The organism is Phyllobacterium sp. K27 (genome assembly GCF_054796155.1).
Window position 1 is genome coordinate 80,132 of sequence record NZ_CM139240.1, and the last position, 16,313, is coordinate 96,444.

The window sequence follows — 16,313 nt, forward strand, 5'->3', positions numbered from 1 at the left end:
AGATAAGTCGCCATGCGCCGAATGGCAAGCAGGTGTTTTAGAGCCTGTTGCCGACCAGATGTGCCAATTGTGCGCCTACCTCGTAATAACCTTCCCGAAGGCCGCGCATCCCCTCCTCTTTCGGCTGAGACACCGGAAGCGGCAGGTTGGCTTCGCTGACGCGGCCGGTAATATGTTCGGCGAGCAAGCGCCCAAAAACAGTGCCCGGAGCAATGCCACGGCCGTTATAGCCGCTAAAGCTTATAATGTTGGGCGCAAGTGTGTGGAACCTTGGAAGATTATCACTTGTCATGCCGATCTTGCCGTACCAGCCAGCTTCGAAAGTGACATCCTTGATCTGGGGAAAGAGCTTGCGGATTGATCTGGCAGCCCAAGCTTTGTGAACAGCCATTCCCGTTCCGCGCAACGCACCGACACTTCCGAAAACAAGTCGCCCGGCACGATCCATTCGGAATGAGCTGAGAATTTCCTTTGTGTCCCAGCCACCCTGCCGTTCAGGCAAGATCGTGTCACGCACATTTTCCGGCAATGGCGTCGTGGCAAAATTGAAATATGGCAGGTGCAATAGTTCGGCTCTGAGCGCAGGCCATGGCAACGTTGTATAAGCATTGGTGGCGACGATCACCCAGTCGGCGGAAATGGTGCCTGATGGCGTGTGCACGGCCCATTGTGAGCCGGATCGTTCGGTCGCATGCACGGGTGTGTCCGTATATATCGCGACGCCATTTGCCTGAGCAGCTTTCGCCAGGCCACGCACATAGCCGAGCGGCTGAATTGTGCCTGCGCGACTATCCAGCAATGAGCCACTATAAGCGCTCGACCCTACCTTGGCAGCCGTTTCCGCTGCATCCAGAAGACGAACAGCCGCGCCACGCGCCTGCCATTGTTCTGCGCGCTGTTCGAGCTGTTTCATTCCGCTTTTGCCCACGGCACAATGCAAAGTGCCCTTACGCTCCAGCTCGCACTCGATCTGATGTTTGTCGACAAGGTCGAAAACGGATTGGGGGGCATTGCCCAAGAGTTCAAGCAGACGCTCGCCATGCAGATGGCCAAGCACAGCAGGCAGATCATTTGGCATGACCCACATGCCTGCATTGACGAGACCAACATTGCGGCCCGAGCCGCCAAAGCCGATTTCCACAGCATCGACAACCGCAGCCTTCGTACCGGCTTCAGCAAGATGCAACGCTGCAGAAAGCCCGGTAAAGCCAGCGCCGACGACGGCAACATCAACGGAAATATCGCCATGCAAGCGCTCGGTTTTTGGGGCGGGAGGCGCCGTTTTCTCCCATAGGCCGTGCGAGTGTTCATCGTTCAGCATAGCATCACCGTTTGGCCAAATTTCTTGTTTCGATCACCGTTATAAATCGGGTTTCAGCCCACGGAAATGAAATTCCTGGAAGACATGATGCTGTCAGCGAATGACCGACATATCCGGTTGCTGGTCGCTGACTTGAGCCGCAATCCAGCTGATGAAGCTTTGCACCAGCGGATTCTCCTTTTTGTGCTCCGGCACCACCAGATAATAATTGTTCTCGGTCTGCAATGGCTGGTCAAACAGCACCTGCAAACGGCCCGTCTCCAGTTCCTTTTCGATGAGATAGCGTGGGAGCAATGCGAATCCCAGCCCTGCCAACGCGGCTTCAATGACCATGGAAAAATGCTCGAATCGATGCCCCTTATAGGGGCTGACGACTTCGGCTTGCTGCGTTTCGAACCACGACGCCCAGGCTTTGGGTCGCGTGGATAAATGCAGCAATGGTGCCGAATTTGCCAGCCCTGAAGGGGTATCTATCGGATTTGCACGGCACAATTCCGGACTGCCCACAGGGACAATCATTTCGCTGCATAGATAGGTACACGTCGCATGCGCCCAGACCGGCTGGCCATAATGGATTGCCAGATCAAAAGGCTCCTCATCAAAATCGAAGGGTTGCGAGCGGGAAGCAACACTCAGTGCCATTTCCGGGTGACCATGGAGAAAATCCGGTAACCTTGGCATGAGCCAGCGGCTGCCAAATGTCGGCAATGTAGCGATACTCAATGACGAGGCCGACTGGGATGCAGCCATGGCGCGCAACATTGTCTCTTCCGTCAAACCGAGCAGACGCCTGACTTCAGGCAAAAACTTCTGGCCCGCATCGGAAAGAACGACCCGCTGACGTATGCGCTCGAACAGGAGCACGCCGATCTGATTTTCCAGCTCGCTCAATTGCCGCGATACGGCGCTTTGGGTCAGGCTCAACTCCTTGGCCGCCTGGGTGAAACTGCCATGGCGGGCCGCACATTCGAACGTTTGAAGAATATCGATGTCAGGGATCAGGCGTCTCGTTAACTTCATTCTCTTCTCGCATCAACCCAGTTTGAATCGTCGTAATACGCGGGGGCTGTCAGTCTGTATAATCCATATTGAGCATGACAGGAAAAGATTTGCTGTCCAAATTCAATGCGGAATCGATCATTATGAACTCATTGACGTTTCTTGCGCCGGATACTATCCGGGCGTCCTTCTCTTCGGCCATGTCCTCCATGTATCGCAACGAGGTTCCTGCTTATGGAACCTTGCTGTCGCTCGTTGCCGAAGTGAATGAAAAGACCTTGGCCGACTCGCCGGATCTGGCCGAGCGATTGGAGCAGACCGACACGCTCGACCGCATCTCCGAAGAACGTCATGGTGCTATACGTGTTGGCACACCCGCTGAACTTTCTATGCTGCGCCGTGTCTTTGCAGTCATGGGAATGTATCCAGTCGGCTATTACGACCTGAGCGAGGCCGGCGTTCCCGTGCATTCGACTGCGTTCCGTCCGGTGGGCGATGCGGCCTTGAAGATAAATCCATTCCGGGTTTTCACTTCCTTGCTGCGCCTTGATCTCATCGAAGATGCCGCCCTTCGCGTGGAAGCCCGCAAGACGCTTGCTTCCCGACAAATATTCACCGCCGATGCTCTTTTGCTTCTCGAAAAAGCAGAAGCAAATGGCGGTCTTGATGCGGATGATGCTGCATCCTTTGTCCAGGAGATACTCGAAACATTTCGCTGGCACGATCACGCAAGCGTCAGCAATGACCTTTATCGCCGTTTGCATGATGCCCATCGTCTGATTGCCGATGTTGTCTCATTCAGGGGGCCGCACATCAACCATTTGACGCCGCGTACGCTTGACATTGATGCTGTGCAGACATTGATGCCAGCCAATGGCATTTCGCCCAAAGCAGTTATTGAGGGTCCGCCGACGCGCCAATGTCCCATTCTTTTACGCCAAACCTCCTTCAAGGCTTTGGAAGAAAGTGTTTCCTTCATCAATGCTGAAGGCAATTGGGAGAAAGGTTCCCACACTGCACGTTTCGGCGAAATCGAGCAGCGAGGCATTGCCCTCACACCAAAAGGTCGCGCGCTTTATGACCGGCTGCTGACAAAGTCACGCGAGGTCATTCGCCCTGCAGCGGATGGCTCCAACGCGCAAGCCTATATTGACGCGTTGGCGGACGCATTCAAAGATTTTCCCGATGACTGGGAAACCATCCGCACCGAAAAACTCGGCTATTTCCGCTATAGTCCTGTTGCAGATTCGACAGCTCGGAGCAGTAACCTCGAAGACCTTATTCGCGAGGGCGCGGTTCAGTTCGATCCAATCGTCTATGAGGATTTTCTGCCCGTTAGCGCGGCGGGTATTTTCCAGTCAAACCTTGGCGATGCAACTGCTCAGAAGTTTGCGGCCAGCCCGAGCCAGCAGGAGTTTGAACTCCATCTCGGCGCTCCGGTGCTTGATGAATTCGAGCATTATGCCAATCTGGAAAACGCCTCCATCGAAGACTGTTTACAGCAATTGCGCCCGGTTGCGCTTGCCAGTTAGGCCGTTTCAATAATCCGTACCGACTGATAAAAGCCGGTCAGCTCATTCGACAGATAAAAAGGGTAGCAAGATGACTATTGCTCAGGAAGTAAAAACACTCCTTTCCAAGCTCGGCGTTGCGGAGGCGGCCTATACGGGCGGCACAATGGCTTCATTCAGCCCGGTTACAGGTGAAAAAGTTGCCGATGTTGCAGTTCATTCCGCTGCCGATACGGCAGAAGCAATCGAAGCTGCCGACGCAGCCTTCCGCGAATGGCGTCTTGTTCCCGCACCCAAGCGCGGCGAACTGGTTCGCCTGTTCGGTGAAGAGCTGCGCGCGCACAAGAATGATCTGGGTCGGCTTGTTTCAATCGAAGCTGGCAAGATTCCATCTGAAGGTTTGGGCGAAGTCCAGGAAATGATCGACATCTGTGATTTCGCAGTTGGTCTTTCGCGCCAGCTCTATGGCCTGACCATCGCAACAGAACGTCCCGGCCATCGCATGATGGAAACCTGGCATCCGCTCGGCGTTGTTGGCGTTATTTCTGCCTTCAACTTTCCAGTCGCTGTCTGGTCGTGGAACACGGCGCTTGCCCTCGTATGCGGCGATTCCGTTGTCTGGAAGCCATCGGAAAAAACACCGCTGACCGGCCTTGCCTGCCAAGCCATTTTTGATCGCGCCGCAAAGCGTTTCGGCGATGCTCCAGCCGGGCTCGCGCAGACTTTGATGGGTGACCGTACAATCGGCGAGGCTCTTGTTGACCATCCGAAGGTGGCACTGGTTTCAGCAACAGGCTCCACACGCATGGGCCGCGAAGTCGGCCCGCGTCTGGCCAAGCGTTTTGCCCGTTCAATCCTTGAGCTTGGCGGCAACAATGCCGGTATTGTTTGCCCATCGGCTGATCTTGATATGGCGCTGCGCGCCATTGCCTTCGGAGCCATGGGAACAGCTGGACAGCGTTGCACCACGCTCCGTCGCTTGTTCGTGCATGAAAGCGTCTATGACACGCTCGTCCCGCGTCTCAAAAAGGCCTATGAAAGCGTTTCCGTCGGCAGCCCGCTCGATACACCTTCCTTGGTTGGTCCGTTGATCGACAAGGCAGCATTCGACAATATGCAGAAATCAATCAGTGAGGCAGTAGCCCACGGTGGCAAGGTTACTGGCGGCGCGCGTGTCGAAACCGATCATGCCAACGCCTATTATGTGCGCCCTGCCCTGATCGAAATGCCAAAGCAGACCGGACCTGTCGTTGAAGAGACCTTCGCACCGATCCTTTACGTTATGAAGTATAGTGATTTCGATCAGGCTATCGTCGAGCACAATGCTGTTGGCGCCGGTCTGTCATCCTCGATTTTCACGCTCAATTTGCAGGAAGCCGAACGCTTCCTCAGCCCGGACGGCTCGGATTGCGGTATTGCCAATGTCAATATTGGCACATCCGGTGCTGAAATCGGCGGTGCATTTGGCGGCGAAAAAGAGACTGGCGGTGGACGCGAATCCGGGTCCGATGCATGGAAGGCCTATATGCGCCGCGCAACCAACACTGTGAACTATTCGAAGGCATTGCCTTTGGCTCAAGGCGTATCATTCGACATCGATTGATCTGAATTTCACTGCAACGCAGTTGCTCCCGCTGTTAAAACGGCGGGAGCAATATTTCTGCAAAACCGCCTACGCAGCCTGGAACTGCTCTCCGACAAATTGCCAGTTTACCAGCTTTTCCAGTACCGCAGCCACATGCTCGGCCCGCCGGTTCTCATAGTCGAGATAGTAGGCATGTTCCCACACATCGATACCGAGCAGCGTCTTTTTGCCATCCGCCAGTGGATTGCCCGCATCCTGCATTCCAATGACGGCTAGTTTATCGCCATCCTTTACCAACCACACCCAGCCGGTGCCGAACACCTTGTCCGATTCAGCGACGATCTGCTTTTGCAATTCGTCAATGCCGCCGAATGAATTTTGCGCGGCGTCCAGAAATGCACCCTCTGCCCCAGCGGGTCCACCTTTGAACTGCTCCCAGTACAGATTGTGATTCCATGCTTGTGCGGCATTGTTGAAAATTGCTGTTTCATTTTCCTTTTTGGCACGCACGATAACTTCTTCCAGAGGTAGTTCCGCATAGGGCTTTTTCTCGGTCAGCGTGTTGAGCTTCTTGAAGTAACCCGCATGATGCTTGCCATAATGCAGACCAACAGTCCTTGCTGAAATGACTGGACTTAACGCTCCTTCTTCATAGGGCAGTTCAGCCTGCTTGAAGGGCATCGAAGCCTGAGCACGAACGGAGGGCGAAAAAAGTGTCGTGGCGGCTGCAGCGCCAGATAGCGCGAGCATATGGCGGCGGTTCATTTTCATTTGATTCTCCTGCGTTCGGTGGAACTCTGCATATGCGCAAACGACTGTAAAGCAGCAGAGTTCCACGGGACACATATGGCTGTGCTGCTCAGCTTAGGATTTTTTCAATTCCGCAACGACCGCATCAAAGAATACATTGGGATCAATCGGCTCCTTGCCAACCGGCTTGGGTTGCGCTCCAAACGTGACAATGACGACCTTTTCAACCGGGTCGATATAGATATTCTGACCCTGAATCCCGATGGCGGAAAATGCACCGTCCTTGATGGAAGGCTCTGTCCATGCCGTCCACCACATATAGCCGTAATCAAGCTTTTTGCCATCTTTGAGCGTCTTGGGCGTCGTCGCGTCTTTCACCCAGCCCTCAGGCAATAAGGATTCACCATTAACAACGCCATTGTTCATGAAGAAGAGGCCGAAACGCCCATAATCGCGCAAGGTCGCGCTTATCCCGCTGCCACCAATCTCGACTCCATCCGGCGAATCCAGCCACCAGTTCGCATCGGTTTCCATTCCGAAAGGCGCCCAGATTTTCTCGGACAGATAGTCAGCAAGGGGCTTTTTCACCGCGCCGCGTACGATCTCGCCAAGAATCTGCGTTTCTCCCGTGCTGTAGGTGTGCAATGTCCCAGGCTCAGCAGCGCGCGGCAGTTTCGCCATCAGCTCCACAGCCGAGCGTGGTTTTTGCGATATTTGCGCTCTCAAAAGCGCACGACGATCCGAATTTGGATCAGTGTAGGTTTCATTCCACTGTACGCCCGACGACATCATCAAAACATCGCGGACTGACACACCATCATAGGCACTGCCTTTCAGCTCTGGCACGTAATCCACGACCTGCGCGTCCAAGCCTTTGATCAACCCATCCTTGATGGCTATACCTGCAAGGGTGGAGCTGATGGACTTTGCCACCGACATCGACATCCAACGTGTCTTTTCAGTGTTCCCGCGTTGATATGTCTCAAAGGCGATCTTGCCGTCCTTGATAACAAGCATGGCTGTGATGTTATCGAGTGCCACGAAATCGTAAAGGTCGTAGTCCTTGTCCTCATACTTGAATTTTACATTGGTAAGCTGCTTGTCAGCCTTTGGCAGATCAAGCGCATTTGTTCCGGCTTTGATTGTGCGTGTTGGAAAAAGCCGGTCAATGTTCCGATAGGTGCTGACAGCCAAATCCGGCAGGAGCGATCCATCATAGACCTGTTCAACAGTCCCGATAGGCTCATTTGCATGCGGATATGTGCTGTCAGCAGCAAGCACCGGAAAAGTAGTCCACACCAAAGCCGCACCAACCATCGTGGCCTTGAACGGTGATACCCTCATGTGATTTTGAAGCATTTGCATCTCCTCCTACTGTTGTCCGGCAAGAGTGCGGTGTTCTTCGCTCGGGTTCAATGCTTGAAACCGTTTTTCTATCGTAGCGTGGATTAGATCAGGGCCGTGATCACTAAATATATGCCGAGCAAGAGCAGTCCGCTGAAAAAGACACGCCGGAATGCTTCGGCGCTCATTCGCGCTCTAAGCATTTGTCCGATGAACATGCCAAGCAAAGCGGGAATCAGCGCAAGCACCGAGACACCAAGCAGCGACACGGGTGCCATTTGATCACCGGCATGTAGCGCGAGCCCAAGAGCCAGCGCGATCGTAGATACTGTGAATGACAGACCCAATGCCTGGATCAGCTCTTCTTTTTCCAGCATCAACGCCTGCAGGTACGGAACCGCCGGAATAACGAATACGCCGGTTGCTCCTGTCACGAGTCCTGTTATCAGCCCGACCAGCGGCGAGAGCAGGTTTTCATAACGCCCGCTCATCTGAAACCTGACTTGCAGCAATCCCAGCATTGCATAGATCGTCAAAGCCGCACCAAGGCCGGATAGCGCAACGCCGGTGTGACCGCCTGTCAGCCAACCGCTTCCGGCGATGGTTCCAACGGCAACGCCCGCCATCATGGTCCAGAGGCGCTTGAAAAGCGACTTGAACGATGGGCCCGCCAGCAACTGCCATACATTGGTAATGAAGGATGGGATAATCAGGATCGCAGCACCTTGTGCGGGAGGCATGATAATTGCCAGAAGACCCATTGCTACGGTGGGCAAGCCCATCCCGACGACACCTTTTACAAGGCCAGCCAACAGGAACACCGATGCCACGATGATCCAGATCATCGGAGAGACGATAACATGGCTGGTTGCGATACTGACCAGCTTTCCGGCAACTTCAATCATGTAAAAGCACTTCCTGTTCGCCTGGTGTATTCCACGCTGACTCTTGACCTTTCCGCGCCAAATCCACAATCTGGAATTACCCCGGCTAGCCTTCGTCCTGGCCGAAGTCACGAGGTGTTGGTTTGCGATTTGATCTGGTCGATCTGAGATTGTTTTTGCACATCGCTGAAAGCGGCAGCATCACTGCGGGCGCCGAACGCTCGGGCCTGGCGCTTGCATCGGCAAGTGCGCGCATCAAGGGCATGGAGGATATGCTGGGTGTAGCCCTCGTTGAGCGGAAACGGCGCGGCGTCGCCCTCACCTCGGCTGGCCATACGCTCCTTCATCACGCGCGAACAATCCAGAACCAGATCGAGGCTATGACCGGACATCTTGGCAAGCACGCCGATGGTCTCAGGGCGCGTGTTCGCCTGCTAGCCAACACAGCCGCCGCTACGCAATTTGTGCCAGATTTACTGTCGACCTTTCTCGTGGCCAACCCTCACATCGATGTGGATCTTGAGGAATTTCCCAGTCACCGGATCGCGGAAAAGCTTGCAAATGGCTATGCCGATCTTGGTATAGCTGCCAGCTGGGCGGATCTATCGAGTCTTGAACAACGGCCCTTTTGCATTGATCGGCTCGCAATCATGCTAGCGCGCAATTCCCCATTTGCTTCCGGTGCCCGCTCAATCCGCTTTGAAGACGTGGTGACGGAACCCTTCATAGGCCTGGCCATAGGCAACGCCCTGCAGGAACACATCATCCGGCGGGCAGCACAGCTTGGACGCCATCTGAACTTTCGGGTGCGCGTCACAACGCCGGAAGCCGTTAGCCAGCTTGTTTCGGATAATGTTGGAATTGCCGTTGTTCCTGAGGCTGCGGCCCGCAAGGCCGCTCGCTCGCGCAAGTTGAGGATAGTTCCCCTCAATGATGAATGGGCGACGCGGCTTCTGTGCCTCTGTGCCCGTCGTTTCAGCGATCTCACGCCGCAGGCAGCACTTCTTGCCGATACCTTGTCGCCGACCGGTGTTCAGGCACCGAACTGAACCAGATAACCAAGCCGAATTCAAAATTCGCCATTGAAGCCTTGGCGCGCATCAGCGCGAATCGCTTCGCGCATGCGAGCTTTCCGCAGCCTCATGCACCCGTAGCTCAGCTGGATAGAGCGCTGCCCTCCGAAACCGCCCAAGCCATTGAAAAACATAGTAATTTCTCCTTTAATTTCAATTGAATATGATCACTCAATGACTGGGCGTTAGGGACACGGCACGTTTAAGCCACTCCCAGCAAGCGTTTGAACCCACTATTTCATAAAGGCTTTCGTCAGACCCATTGTCCGGTCCACGATCATAACCACTGCCACCGTCATCAGGATCAGAAGAACCGAAACACTCGCTACTAGCGGATCAGCCTGACTCTCGACATGATGCAACAGTTCAACTGGCAGCGTGGTCATTCTCGGGCCTGTCAAGAACAGCGTGATGACCACTTCATCAAACGAAACGAGGAAACAGAGCGCGGTCGCGGCGACGATGCCCGGCGTCATCATCGGCAAGGTAACCTTTCTGAAAACGGCTAGAGGTTTGGCTCCGAGTGATGAAGCCGCCTCTTCGCATGAAAGATTGAGATTGCCGAGCGATACGGACAGCACCCGCAACGCATAGGGAAGCGTGATCACCAGATGACCGATGACAAGGCCTGTGAAAGTCGCCAGGAGACCCATCGAAGCGAAAATTATCAGTATGGCCAGCCCAAGAACGATCGTTGGCAACAGCAATGGCGCGGTGAACAGGTTGAACAGGAATTCCGATCCGGTGACCTTCAACCGGACGATCGCATAGGAAGCAGGAACCGCGATAATCAACGAGAGGCTGGTAACGACGACCGCAAGTCCAAGACTGGTCAGGAATGCCGACATCATGACGGTGTGTCCAAGGAAGGCTTCATACCACCGCAATGACCACGAGCTTGGCGGAAAGGCCAGAACCTGATCGCCGCTGAAGGAAATCGGAAATACAAGCAGGACCGGCGCCAGCAAAAAAAGGAACAGGATGGTCACGGTCACACGCATAAACCAGGAGGTGGGATTTTCTTCCATTACCGTTATCCTTCGATCACACGCAGGATGCGCGAATAAACAGCCAATGCCGCTCCGAAAATGATGAGCACCAGCATCGACAGCGTCGCAGCCAGCGGCCAGTTCAACGTTACGATTGCCTGATCGTAAATTTCCGTCGCCAGCAAAAACACCCGTCCGCCACCCATAAGCTTCGGCGTAATGAAGGAGGAAATGGCAAGGACAAAGCAAAGAAGGCACCCAAGGGCGATGCCTGGCAGAGTGAGAGGCAGGATAACGCGCCAGAACGTCCTGAAAGGTGTCGCGCCAAGTGTTCGGGCCGCCTCCTCTACCTTGGGGTCTAGCCGACCGAATCCGGCCATTAGCGACAAGATCATATAGGGCATGAGGATCTCGGTTAGTCCAATGGCGACACCGGTGGTGTTGAACATCATCCGTGGCGGCTGAAACCCCATCGCTGTAATCACATTAGCAACGGGGCCTTGTTCGGCAAGGAGCGCGATCCAGCCATAGGTCCGCACCACCGCAGAAGTCAGAAGCGGCGAAATGACGAGCACCGTCAAGAATGTGCGCCAAGCACCGGACGCACGATGAAGATATAGGGCAATGGGATAGCTCACCAACAGGGTTGCGAAGGTAATTCCCAAACTGACCATGATCGAATTCGTGATCAGTTCGATATAGAAGCTATCCTGGAGCAATCCCGTCCAGTTGCCGACAGTAAACGTCTCCGCGATACCACCACCCGGCAGGGCTTCGTTGAAAGACATTCTTGCAAGATTGAGCACGGGGAGCATGAAGCCGATGGCGTTGACCAATGCTATCGGCAATAGCAAGGCAACAGCTATGCTGGCCGTGCTGGACGGCTTCTGCACGCTGACAGACAGGTCAAAAGTTGCTGCCGTCATTGATCTACTCCGAAGACGAGCGTGTCCTCGATATTCCAAGACAGCACTGCCTTCTCGCCTGGACGATGGCTTGCCTGAGACTTCATAGTCGACTGCTCAACAATGAAATCTGAACCATCGACATCGAAATGATACTGGATGACGTCGCCAACGAAAGTGACCCTCGAGAGCGGTGCAGCCATTCGGTTTGCTGTTTCGGTTTGTTGCTCTGCCCCAGCCAAATCCCAATCAATATGAATGCGATGCGGACGCACCATCACCATCACATCCCCGTGCTCCGCAGAAATAGCGGACCGGATCGTCGATGATCCAATTCGTATGCCGTCATCACCATTCCGCTTGCCTTTGATACGATTTGTCCTGCCGACAAAGGAAGCCACGAACGGTGTGGCGGGACGTTCATAAATTTCACGTGGCGTTCCGACCTGCTCGATAAGCCCGCCCTTCATAACAACGATGCGATCACACATGCTCAAGGCTTCCACTTGATCATGTGTCACGAAAACGGTCGTGATGCCGAGTTGCTGCTGAATATCCCGGATTTGCGTCCGCATCTCATCGCGCAGTTTCGCATCGAGATTTGAAAGCGGTTCGTCAAGCAGGAGTATCGATGGTTCGATGACGAGCGCGCGAGCCAATGCGACACGCTGTTGCTGGCCGCCTGAAAGTTCCCGAGGCTTTCGTTCGGCAAGATGTTCGAGTTGGACCATGGCAAGTGCCCTGGTGACTTTTTTATTGATTTCCGCGCGCGACAGGCCACGCATTTCCAGGCCGAAGGCCACGTTTTTGGCCACCGTCATGTGTGGAAACAGCGCATAGCTTTGAAAGACCAGTCCCATATCGCGGCTGTGCGGGGCGATATGGGTTACGTCGCGACCATCGACCGCGATCTTGCCAGCGGTCGGTGAGATAAGACCAGCGATCATGCGTAGCGTCGTCGTCTTGCCACAACCGGATGGACCGAGCAATGCAATGAGCTCGCCCTTCCGGACCTCAAGGTTCAAATTGGAAATGACTTCAACCAAGCCATACTTCTTGTTGACGCCTTCGAGACAAAGATAAGGATCTCTGACAGTTTCAACGCCGCTGCCTTTGATGGTTTGATGCATCATTCTAGCCTCCAAATTTTCGTCGCTGACAGGGATTTAGCGGCTGAGCGGGATGATACGGCGGCGCCATTGCTCGGTGATGTTATCCCGAATCTTCGCTACGGCCAGCCAATCGATATCTATCATCTTGTCCATATCGTCTGCTGCTGTGCGCTCGATGGCTTCCTTGGCAACGACTGTCTTGGAGTTTGTCGGCGCATAGAACATTTCGCTGGTAAACGCTGCCTGTGCTTCGGGGCTGAGCGCGTAATCGATAAATTTTTTCGCCGCGTCTCCGGCCGGAGCATTTTTTACGAGGTTGATCGTGTTGATCTGAAACCCGCTGCCCTCATCGGGCAATGAGACACCCAGCTTTCCGCCAGACGTCTGTGAATAAATTTGCGCGCGGGCATTCCAGCCAATGCCCAAGGCCGCCTGTCCATTGGCAATAGGCGCATAGACATCCGGCTTAGGCTCCCATGTCTGAACACCGGGAGCAAGCTCGCCGATCTTGGCAATGCCTGCTGTAAGGTCAGTCTTATAATCAGTGCCACCGGCGAGCTTGTTCGAAATGATGGTGAATGTCGTTCCCTGAATATCCGGGACCGAGGGGATGATCAGTTTGCCTTCATATTGCTTATCCCAAAGCACGTTCCAAGATTTTGGCACCTGCTTGACCTGATCCGTATTGTAGATCAGGACCAGATTGTCGAAGGTAACGCCAACCCCGGCAACACCCTCCACACGTGCATTAGGATAAAGGTCCTTGACGTTCGGCGAGACGCTTTCGTCGATCTTGTCAAAAATGCCCTCGTCCGCGCCAGCCTTGGCTACACTCACATCGAGAATGGCCACGTCGATTTGCGGACTGCTCTTTTGTGCACGCAAAGTGCCAAGCATCTGAGCCGAATTCGGCATACCGTAAAACTGCACGGTGATATCGGGATATTTCTTCATGAAAGGCTCGATAACGGCCTTGGTATAATGTTCCTGAAATATCCCGCTATAGGCCGTCAGTGTCACTGTCTCGGCAGAGGCACTGGATATCGCAGCGATTGTGAGTGCTGAAACAGCCATTGAAAGTTTTGCAAACATCATCTCGTTCCCTGTTTTTTTGAGTTGATTGTTATCGATCAAGCGACCTGGCGCTTCTGACCCTCCACGATTTTCGTTGCTCCCGAAATGTCGGGGAGAAACTCACCGTTGCGCAGACGATCAAGGAGCACGATTTCGTTTTCCTGCATGTCGAGCGCCTTCTCAGCGGCAGCCCGCGCCTGGGATGGCGCCAGGATTACAACGCCACTTTCATCGGCAATGATCGCATCGCCCGGCTTGATAACTTGACCGCCAACCGTAACCGGGACGTTAATCGCTCCTTCCAAGCCCAGAATTTTGGTCGTTATCGGTGACGGTCCACGACACCACATAGGCATTTCCACCTTGCGTATCTCCGAAAAATCCGTGGCCGGACCATCGATTACCGCGCCGACAACGCCGGCCAGTTTCATCGCATGTGTAACAACGCCGCCCCAGCAGGCATGGCGATCATCACCACACCGTTCGATAGCGACGAAATCGCCAGGACGGACAATCTTGGTTAGGTAGTGCAGGATAGTCGAATCCGCATGCGGAATCCGAATGGTGACGGCGGTTCCGGCAACACGTTTTTCCGGCATAACCGCGCGAATCTCTCGATCAATGAACCCTGAATGCAGGAAGTGTCCAATCGTTGCTGTCTCGACCCGTTCCATGAGCTTGATCAAATCAGCATCGATCTGGCGCGGCATTTCATTGACTTCAAACATGGTCTGACCTCTCAAAGAACGTGGTGGCGAGCAACGGGAACATCGCCGCGCACCTTGGTGACGTGGCCGAGGTCCAGTTTGGAACTGGTTGTTCCAACACCATCTGAGCATTGCGCCACGACATGGCCCCACGGGTCGATGACCATGGAGTGACCCCAGCACCATTTGCGCCCCTCGGCGTGGGAGAGTGTCTGCCCAACCGCCAGGAAATAGGTCTGCGTTTCGATTGCGCGGGCACGGGCAAGCACCTCCCAATGGTCCTTGCCGGTCATCAGCGTGAAGGCTGCGGGAAGAACGATGACTTCGGCACCCTCATCGCGCAGTTTGCGGAACAGTTCAGGAAAGCGCACGTCATAGCAAATGGCGCAACCGACCTTTGTGTCTCCCACTTGGTAGGTGACGACCTCTTCGCCGCGGCTGATCGTATCTGACTCACGGTAGACCGTGCCGCCTGGCGTATCCACATCGAACAAGTGAATCTTGCGGTATTTTGCGAGTTCCTTACCGTCAGGGCCAAAGACGATCGTCGTGTTGTAATATTTGTTGCCATCCTGTTCGACGATGCTGCCAGCATGAATCGTCACACTGTGCTTTGCTGCCAGGCCCGACATCAGCCGATAGCCGTCGCCATCCGGAAACGTCTCACCATTGGCATAGATATTGTCCCGGCCCTCACCAAGGAAAGCGTAATATTCGGGCAACACGATGAGATCAGGTGCCTCATTCTCAACAGCTTCGTTGATCAAACGTGCGGCTGTTTCAAGATTTGCAGCCTTACTGTCCTGCGAGTTCATTTGCACTAGACTGACTTTCACACTCATTCCTCCATTTTCAATGAATGGATCGTGCGCAAAATATTGTGGTGAGACAAACTCGAAATAATTGAGCAGTCCTATAGAATTTTCTTATGCGTTCGTCGCTTGCCGCTTGTGTCGCGCCTGTATGCGCTTAAGCGTCCGCCAGGCAGAGCGATACTTCAGCTGCCATCTGGGCAATGATCGACGGCAGAAGACTGTCCGGATGATCGGCATAAACCGCATGGAAGGTAAGCGGATGAAAGGCCGGTGTGACGTCAAGAATCTCCAATGCACCTGCGTCAACATATTCGCCCAGGATGACGCGCGGCAGAGGCGCGACGCCAAGACCATCTTTGGCAAGGCGCATGATGGTCGCAAGCGAGTTGGAATTCGAGATCGCCGGTGCCTCAAGCCCAGCTTCGCGAAACTGCTGCAACAGCCCATGATGAGGAACGCTTCCTTTTGAAAAGGCCAGTAATGGATAACTTGCAAGGTCGGCAAGCGTAAGTTTTTTGCCCGCCAAGCGGTATTTCGGGCTGGCCACCCAGACGCAACGATACGTGCCAAGATCGATATTGACCAAACCATGATCGAGCGCCGGTCCCATGATCAGGGCGAGATCAATTTTCCGCTCGACGATTTCCCGCGCCATGTTGAGACTGGTATCAACATTCAGATCAATGGCGATACCTGGATAGCGCTCCTGAACCCGCTCTACGAGACGCGGCAAAAACGAATGCACGATTGAATCGATGGTTCCGATGCTGACTGAACCTTTGAGACTTGTGGGATCGGCAATGGCTTCGCGAAACTCGCTGACAGCCTTTACGATGTCCTCGGCTTTCGAAACAGCCTGCTGTCCGACTGGCGTTAATTTGACCGTGCGCATATCGCGATCAAACAACTGCACGCCAAGTTCACGCTCCAACGTGGCTATGCGGTTGGAAATTGAAGCTTGCGTTGTGTTCAATTTCTCCGCAGCAGCACTAAAACTACCTAGGCGGACGATCCAGAGGAATGTTTCAACGAAGCGCAGGTTCATGTTGCTCGATCCTTTCGGAGGCATCTTCCTGCAAACGACGCGCGGTGCCAATGCCTGATCTAGTTCGAGTGCACACGATGAAAACCGCTATCTTAGGTTGCAACGGGGGAGAAGCCTGAGAGAGCGCCCGAAGTTGGTTGGTCGTAAGCCGATAGAGCGGGAATCTCAGCCGCCGTCCGAGTTGCATAACGCCCCATTA

15 protein-coding genes are annotated in these 16,313 nt (G+C 54.2%); 3 read left to right on the forward strand and 12 right to left on the reverse strand.

Going from position 1 to position 16,313, the window contains the following annotated elements:
• Positions 1–37: 37 nt before the first annotated feature.
• Both ACYJL1_RS00410 and ACYJL1_RS00415 read right to left on the reverse strand, forming a co-directional pair.
• Positions 38–1,321 (reverse strand): NAD(P)/FAD-dependent oxidoreductase, encoded by a 1,284-nt coding sequence (locus ACYJL1_RS00410; protein WP_460896514.1) that lies wholly within the window; start codon positions 1,319–1,321, stop codon positions 38–40.
• A gap of 93 nt (positions 1,322–1,414) precedes the next feature.
• Positions 1,415–2,341 (reverse strand): LysR family transcriptional regulator, encoded by a 927-nt coding sequence (locus tag ACYJL1_RS00415; RefSeq protein ID WP_460896515.1) that lies wholly within the window; start codon positions 2,339–2,341, stop codon positions 1,415–1,417.
• Positions 2,342–2,463: 122 nt separating this feature from the next.
• On the opposite strand from ACYJL1_RS00415, the gene hglS reads away from it, so the two are divergent.
• A complete protein-coding gene (hglS, locus tag ACYJL1_RS00420; protein ID WP_460896516.1) occupies positions 2,464–3,852 on the forward strand; it encodes a 2-oxoadipate dioxygenase/decarboxylase HglS in 1,389 nt (462 codons plus the stop codon).
• A 70-nt stretch (positions 3,853–3,922) separates the two neighbouring features.
• Positions 3,923–5,434: an L-piperidine-6-carboxylate dehydrogenase gene (amaB, locus tag ACYJL1_RS00425; RefSeq protein ID WP_460896517.1), complete on the forward strand. Its 1,512-nt coding sequence runs from the start codon at positions 3,923–3,925 to the stop codon at positions 5,432–5,434.
• A gap of 69 nt (positions 5,435–5,503) precedes the next feature.
• Here amaB and ACYJL1_RS00430 read toward each other — a convergent pair whose 3' ends face one another.
• The 3 genes from ACYJL1_RS00430 to ACYJL1_RS00440 form a co-directional block, all read right to left on the reverse strand.
• The gene (locus ACYJL1_RS00430) at positions 5,504–6,187 is read right to left on the reverse strand and encodes a superoxide dismutase (RefSeq protein ID WP_460896518.1); all 684 of its coding nucleotides are present in this window, start codon (positions 6,185–6,187) and stop codon (positions 5,504–5,506) included.
• Positions 6,188–6,280: 93 nt separating this feature from the next.
• Positions 6,281–7,525, reverse strand: a complete 1,245-nt coding sequence (locus ACYJL1_RS00435) for a serine hydrolase domain-containing protein (RefSeq protein WP_460896519.1) — start codon at positions 7,523–7,525, stop codon at positions 6,281–6,283.
• An 89-nt stretch (positions 7,526–7,614) separates the two neighbouring features.
• Positions 7,615–8,355 carry a sulfite exporter TauE/SafE family protein gene (locus ACYJL1_RS00440; protein ID WP_460898097.1) on the reverse strand — a complete coding sequence of 247 codons (741 nt, stop codon included), beginning with the start codon at positions 8,353–8,355 and terminating at the stop codon, positions 7,615–7,617.
• A 182-nt stretch (positions 8,356–8,537) separates the two neighbouring features.
• On the opposite strand from ACYJL1_RS00440, the gene ACYJL1_RS00445 reads away from it, so the two are divergent.
• On the forward strand, positions 8,538–9,443 hold the full coding sequence (locus tag ACYJL1_RS00445) for a LysR substrate-binding domain-containing protein (RefSeq protein ID WP_460896520.1): 906 nt from the start codon (positions 8,538–8,540) through the stop codon (positions 9,441–9,443).
• A gap of 257 nt (positions 9,444–9,700) precedes the next feature.
• Here ACYJL1_RS00445 and ACYJL1_RS00450 read toward each other — a convergent pair whose 3' ends face one another.
• The 7 genes from ACYJL1_RS00450 to ACYJL1_RS00480 all read right to left on the reverse strand — a co-directional run bounded on the left by ACYJL1_RS00450 (position 9,701) and on the right by ACYJL1_RS00480 (position 16,114).
• Positions 9,701–10,495 (reverse strand): ABC transporter permease, encoded by a 795-nt coding sequence (locus ACYJL1_RS00450; protein WP_460896521.1) that lies wholly within the window; start codon positions 10,493–10,495, stop codon positions 9,701–9,703.
• Between the two features lie 5 nt (positions 10,496–10,500).
• Positions 10,501–11,382 carry an ABC transporter permease gene (locus ACYJL1_RS00455; RefSeq protein WP_460896522.1) on the reverse strand — a complete coding sequence of 294 codons (882 nt, stop codon included), beginning with the start codon at positions 11,380–11,382 and terminating at the stop codon, positions 10,501–10,503.
• On the reverse strand, positions 11,379–12,494 hold the full coding sequence (locus ACYJL1_RS00460; protein ID WP_460896523.1) for an ABC transporter ATP-binding protein: 1,116 nt from the start codon (positions 12,492–12,494) through the stop codon (positions 11,379–11,381). The genes ACYJL1_RS00455 and ACYJL1_RS00460 overlap by 4 nt, the downstream gene beginning before the upstream one ends.
• Positions 12,495–12,527: 33 nt before the next feature.
• Positions 12,528–13,568, reverse strand: a complete 1,041-nt coding sequence (locus ACYJL1_RS00465) for an ABC transporter substrate-binding protein (RefSeq protein ID WP_460896524.1) — start codon at positions 13,566–13,568, stop codon at positions 12,528–12,530.
• A gap of 35 nt (positions 13,569–13,603) precedes the next feature.
• Positions 13,604–14,275: an RraA family protein gene (locus ACYJL1_RS00470; RefSeq protein WP_460896525.1), complete on the reverse strand. Its 672-nt coding sequence runs from the start codon at positions 14,273–14,275 to the stop codon at positions 13,604–13,606.
• A gap of 11 nt (positions 14,276–14,286) precedes the next feature.
• Positions 14,287–15,090, reverse strand: a complete 804-nt coding sequence (locus ACYJL1_RS00475; RefSeq protein ID WP_460896526.1) for a carbon-nitrogen hydrolase family protein — start codon at positions 15,088–15,090, stop codon at positions 14,287–14,289.
• A 133-nt stretch (positions 15,091–15,223) separates the two neighbouring features.
• A complete protein-coding gene (locus tag ACYJL1_RS00480) occupies positions 15,224–16,114 on the reverse strand; it encodes a LysR family transcriptional regulator (protein WP_460896527.1) in 891 nt (296 codons plus the stop codon).
• Positions 16,115–16,313: the final 199 nt, after the last annotated feature.

Bases quoted from the DNA above. Each gene is read 5' to 3' on its own strand.
- ACYJL1_RS00480 (WP_460896527.1), bottom strand. From the start codon at position 16,114: ATGAACCTGCGCTTCGTTGAAACATTCCTCTGGATCGTCCGCCTAGGT.
- ACYJL1_RS00430 (WP_460896518.1), bottom strand. From the start codon at position 6,187: ATGAAAATGAACCGCCGCCATATGCTCGCGCTATCTGGCGCTGCAGCC.
- ACYJL1_RS00410 (WP_460896514.1), bottom strand. From the start codon at position 1,321: ATGCTGAACGATGAACACTCGCACGGCCTATGGGAGAAAACGGCGCCT.
- ACYJL1_RS00465 (WP_460896524.1), bottom strand. From the start codon at position 13,568: ATGATGTTTGCAAAACTTTCAATGGCTGTTTCAGCACTCACAATCGCT.
- ACYJL1_RS00460 (WP_460896523.1), bottom strand. From the start codon at position 12,494: ATGATGCATCAAACCATCAAAGGCAGCGGCGTTGAAACTGTCAGAGAT.
- amaB (WP_460896517.1), top strand. From the start codon at position 3,923: ATGACTATTGCTCAGGAAGTAAAAACACTCCTTTCCAAGCTCGGCGTT.
- ACYJL1_RS00450 (WP_460896521.1), bottom strand. From the start codon at position 10,495: ATGGAAGAAAATCCCACCTCCTGGTTTATGCGTGTGACCGTGACCATC.
- ACYJL1_RS00435 (WP_460896519.1), bottom strand. From the start codon at position 7,525: ATGCTTCAAAATCACATGAGGGTATCACCGTTCAAGGCCACGATGGTT.
- ACYJL1_RS00415 (WP_460896515.1), bottom strand. From the start codon at position 2,341: ATGAAGTTAACGAGACGCCTGATCCCTGACATCGATATTCTTCAAACG.
- ACYJL1_RS00440 (WP_460898097.1), bottom strand. From the start codon at position 8,355: ATGATCTGGATCATCGTGGCATCGGTGTTCCTGTTGGCTGGCCTTGTA.
- ACYJL1_RS00470 (WP_460896525.1), bottom strand. From the start codon at position 14,275: ATGTTTGAAGTCAATGAAATGCCGCGCCAGATCGATGCTGATTTGATC.
- ACYJL1_RS00455 (WP_460896522.1), bottom strand. From the start codon at position 11,382: ATGACGGCAGCAACTTTTGACCTGTCTGTCAGCGTGCAGAAGCCGTCC.
- hglS (WP_460896516.1), top strand. From the start codon at position 2,464: ATGAACTCATTGACGTTTCTTGCGCCGGATACTATCCGGGCGTCCTTC.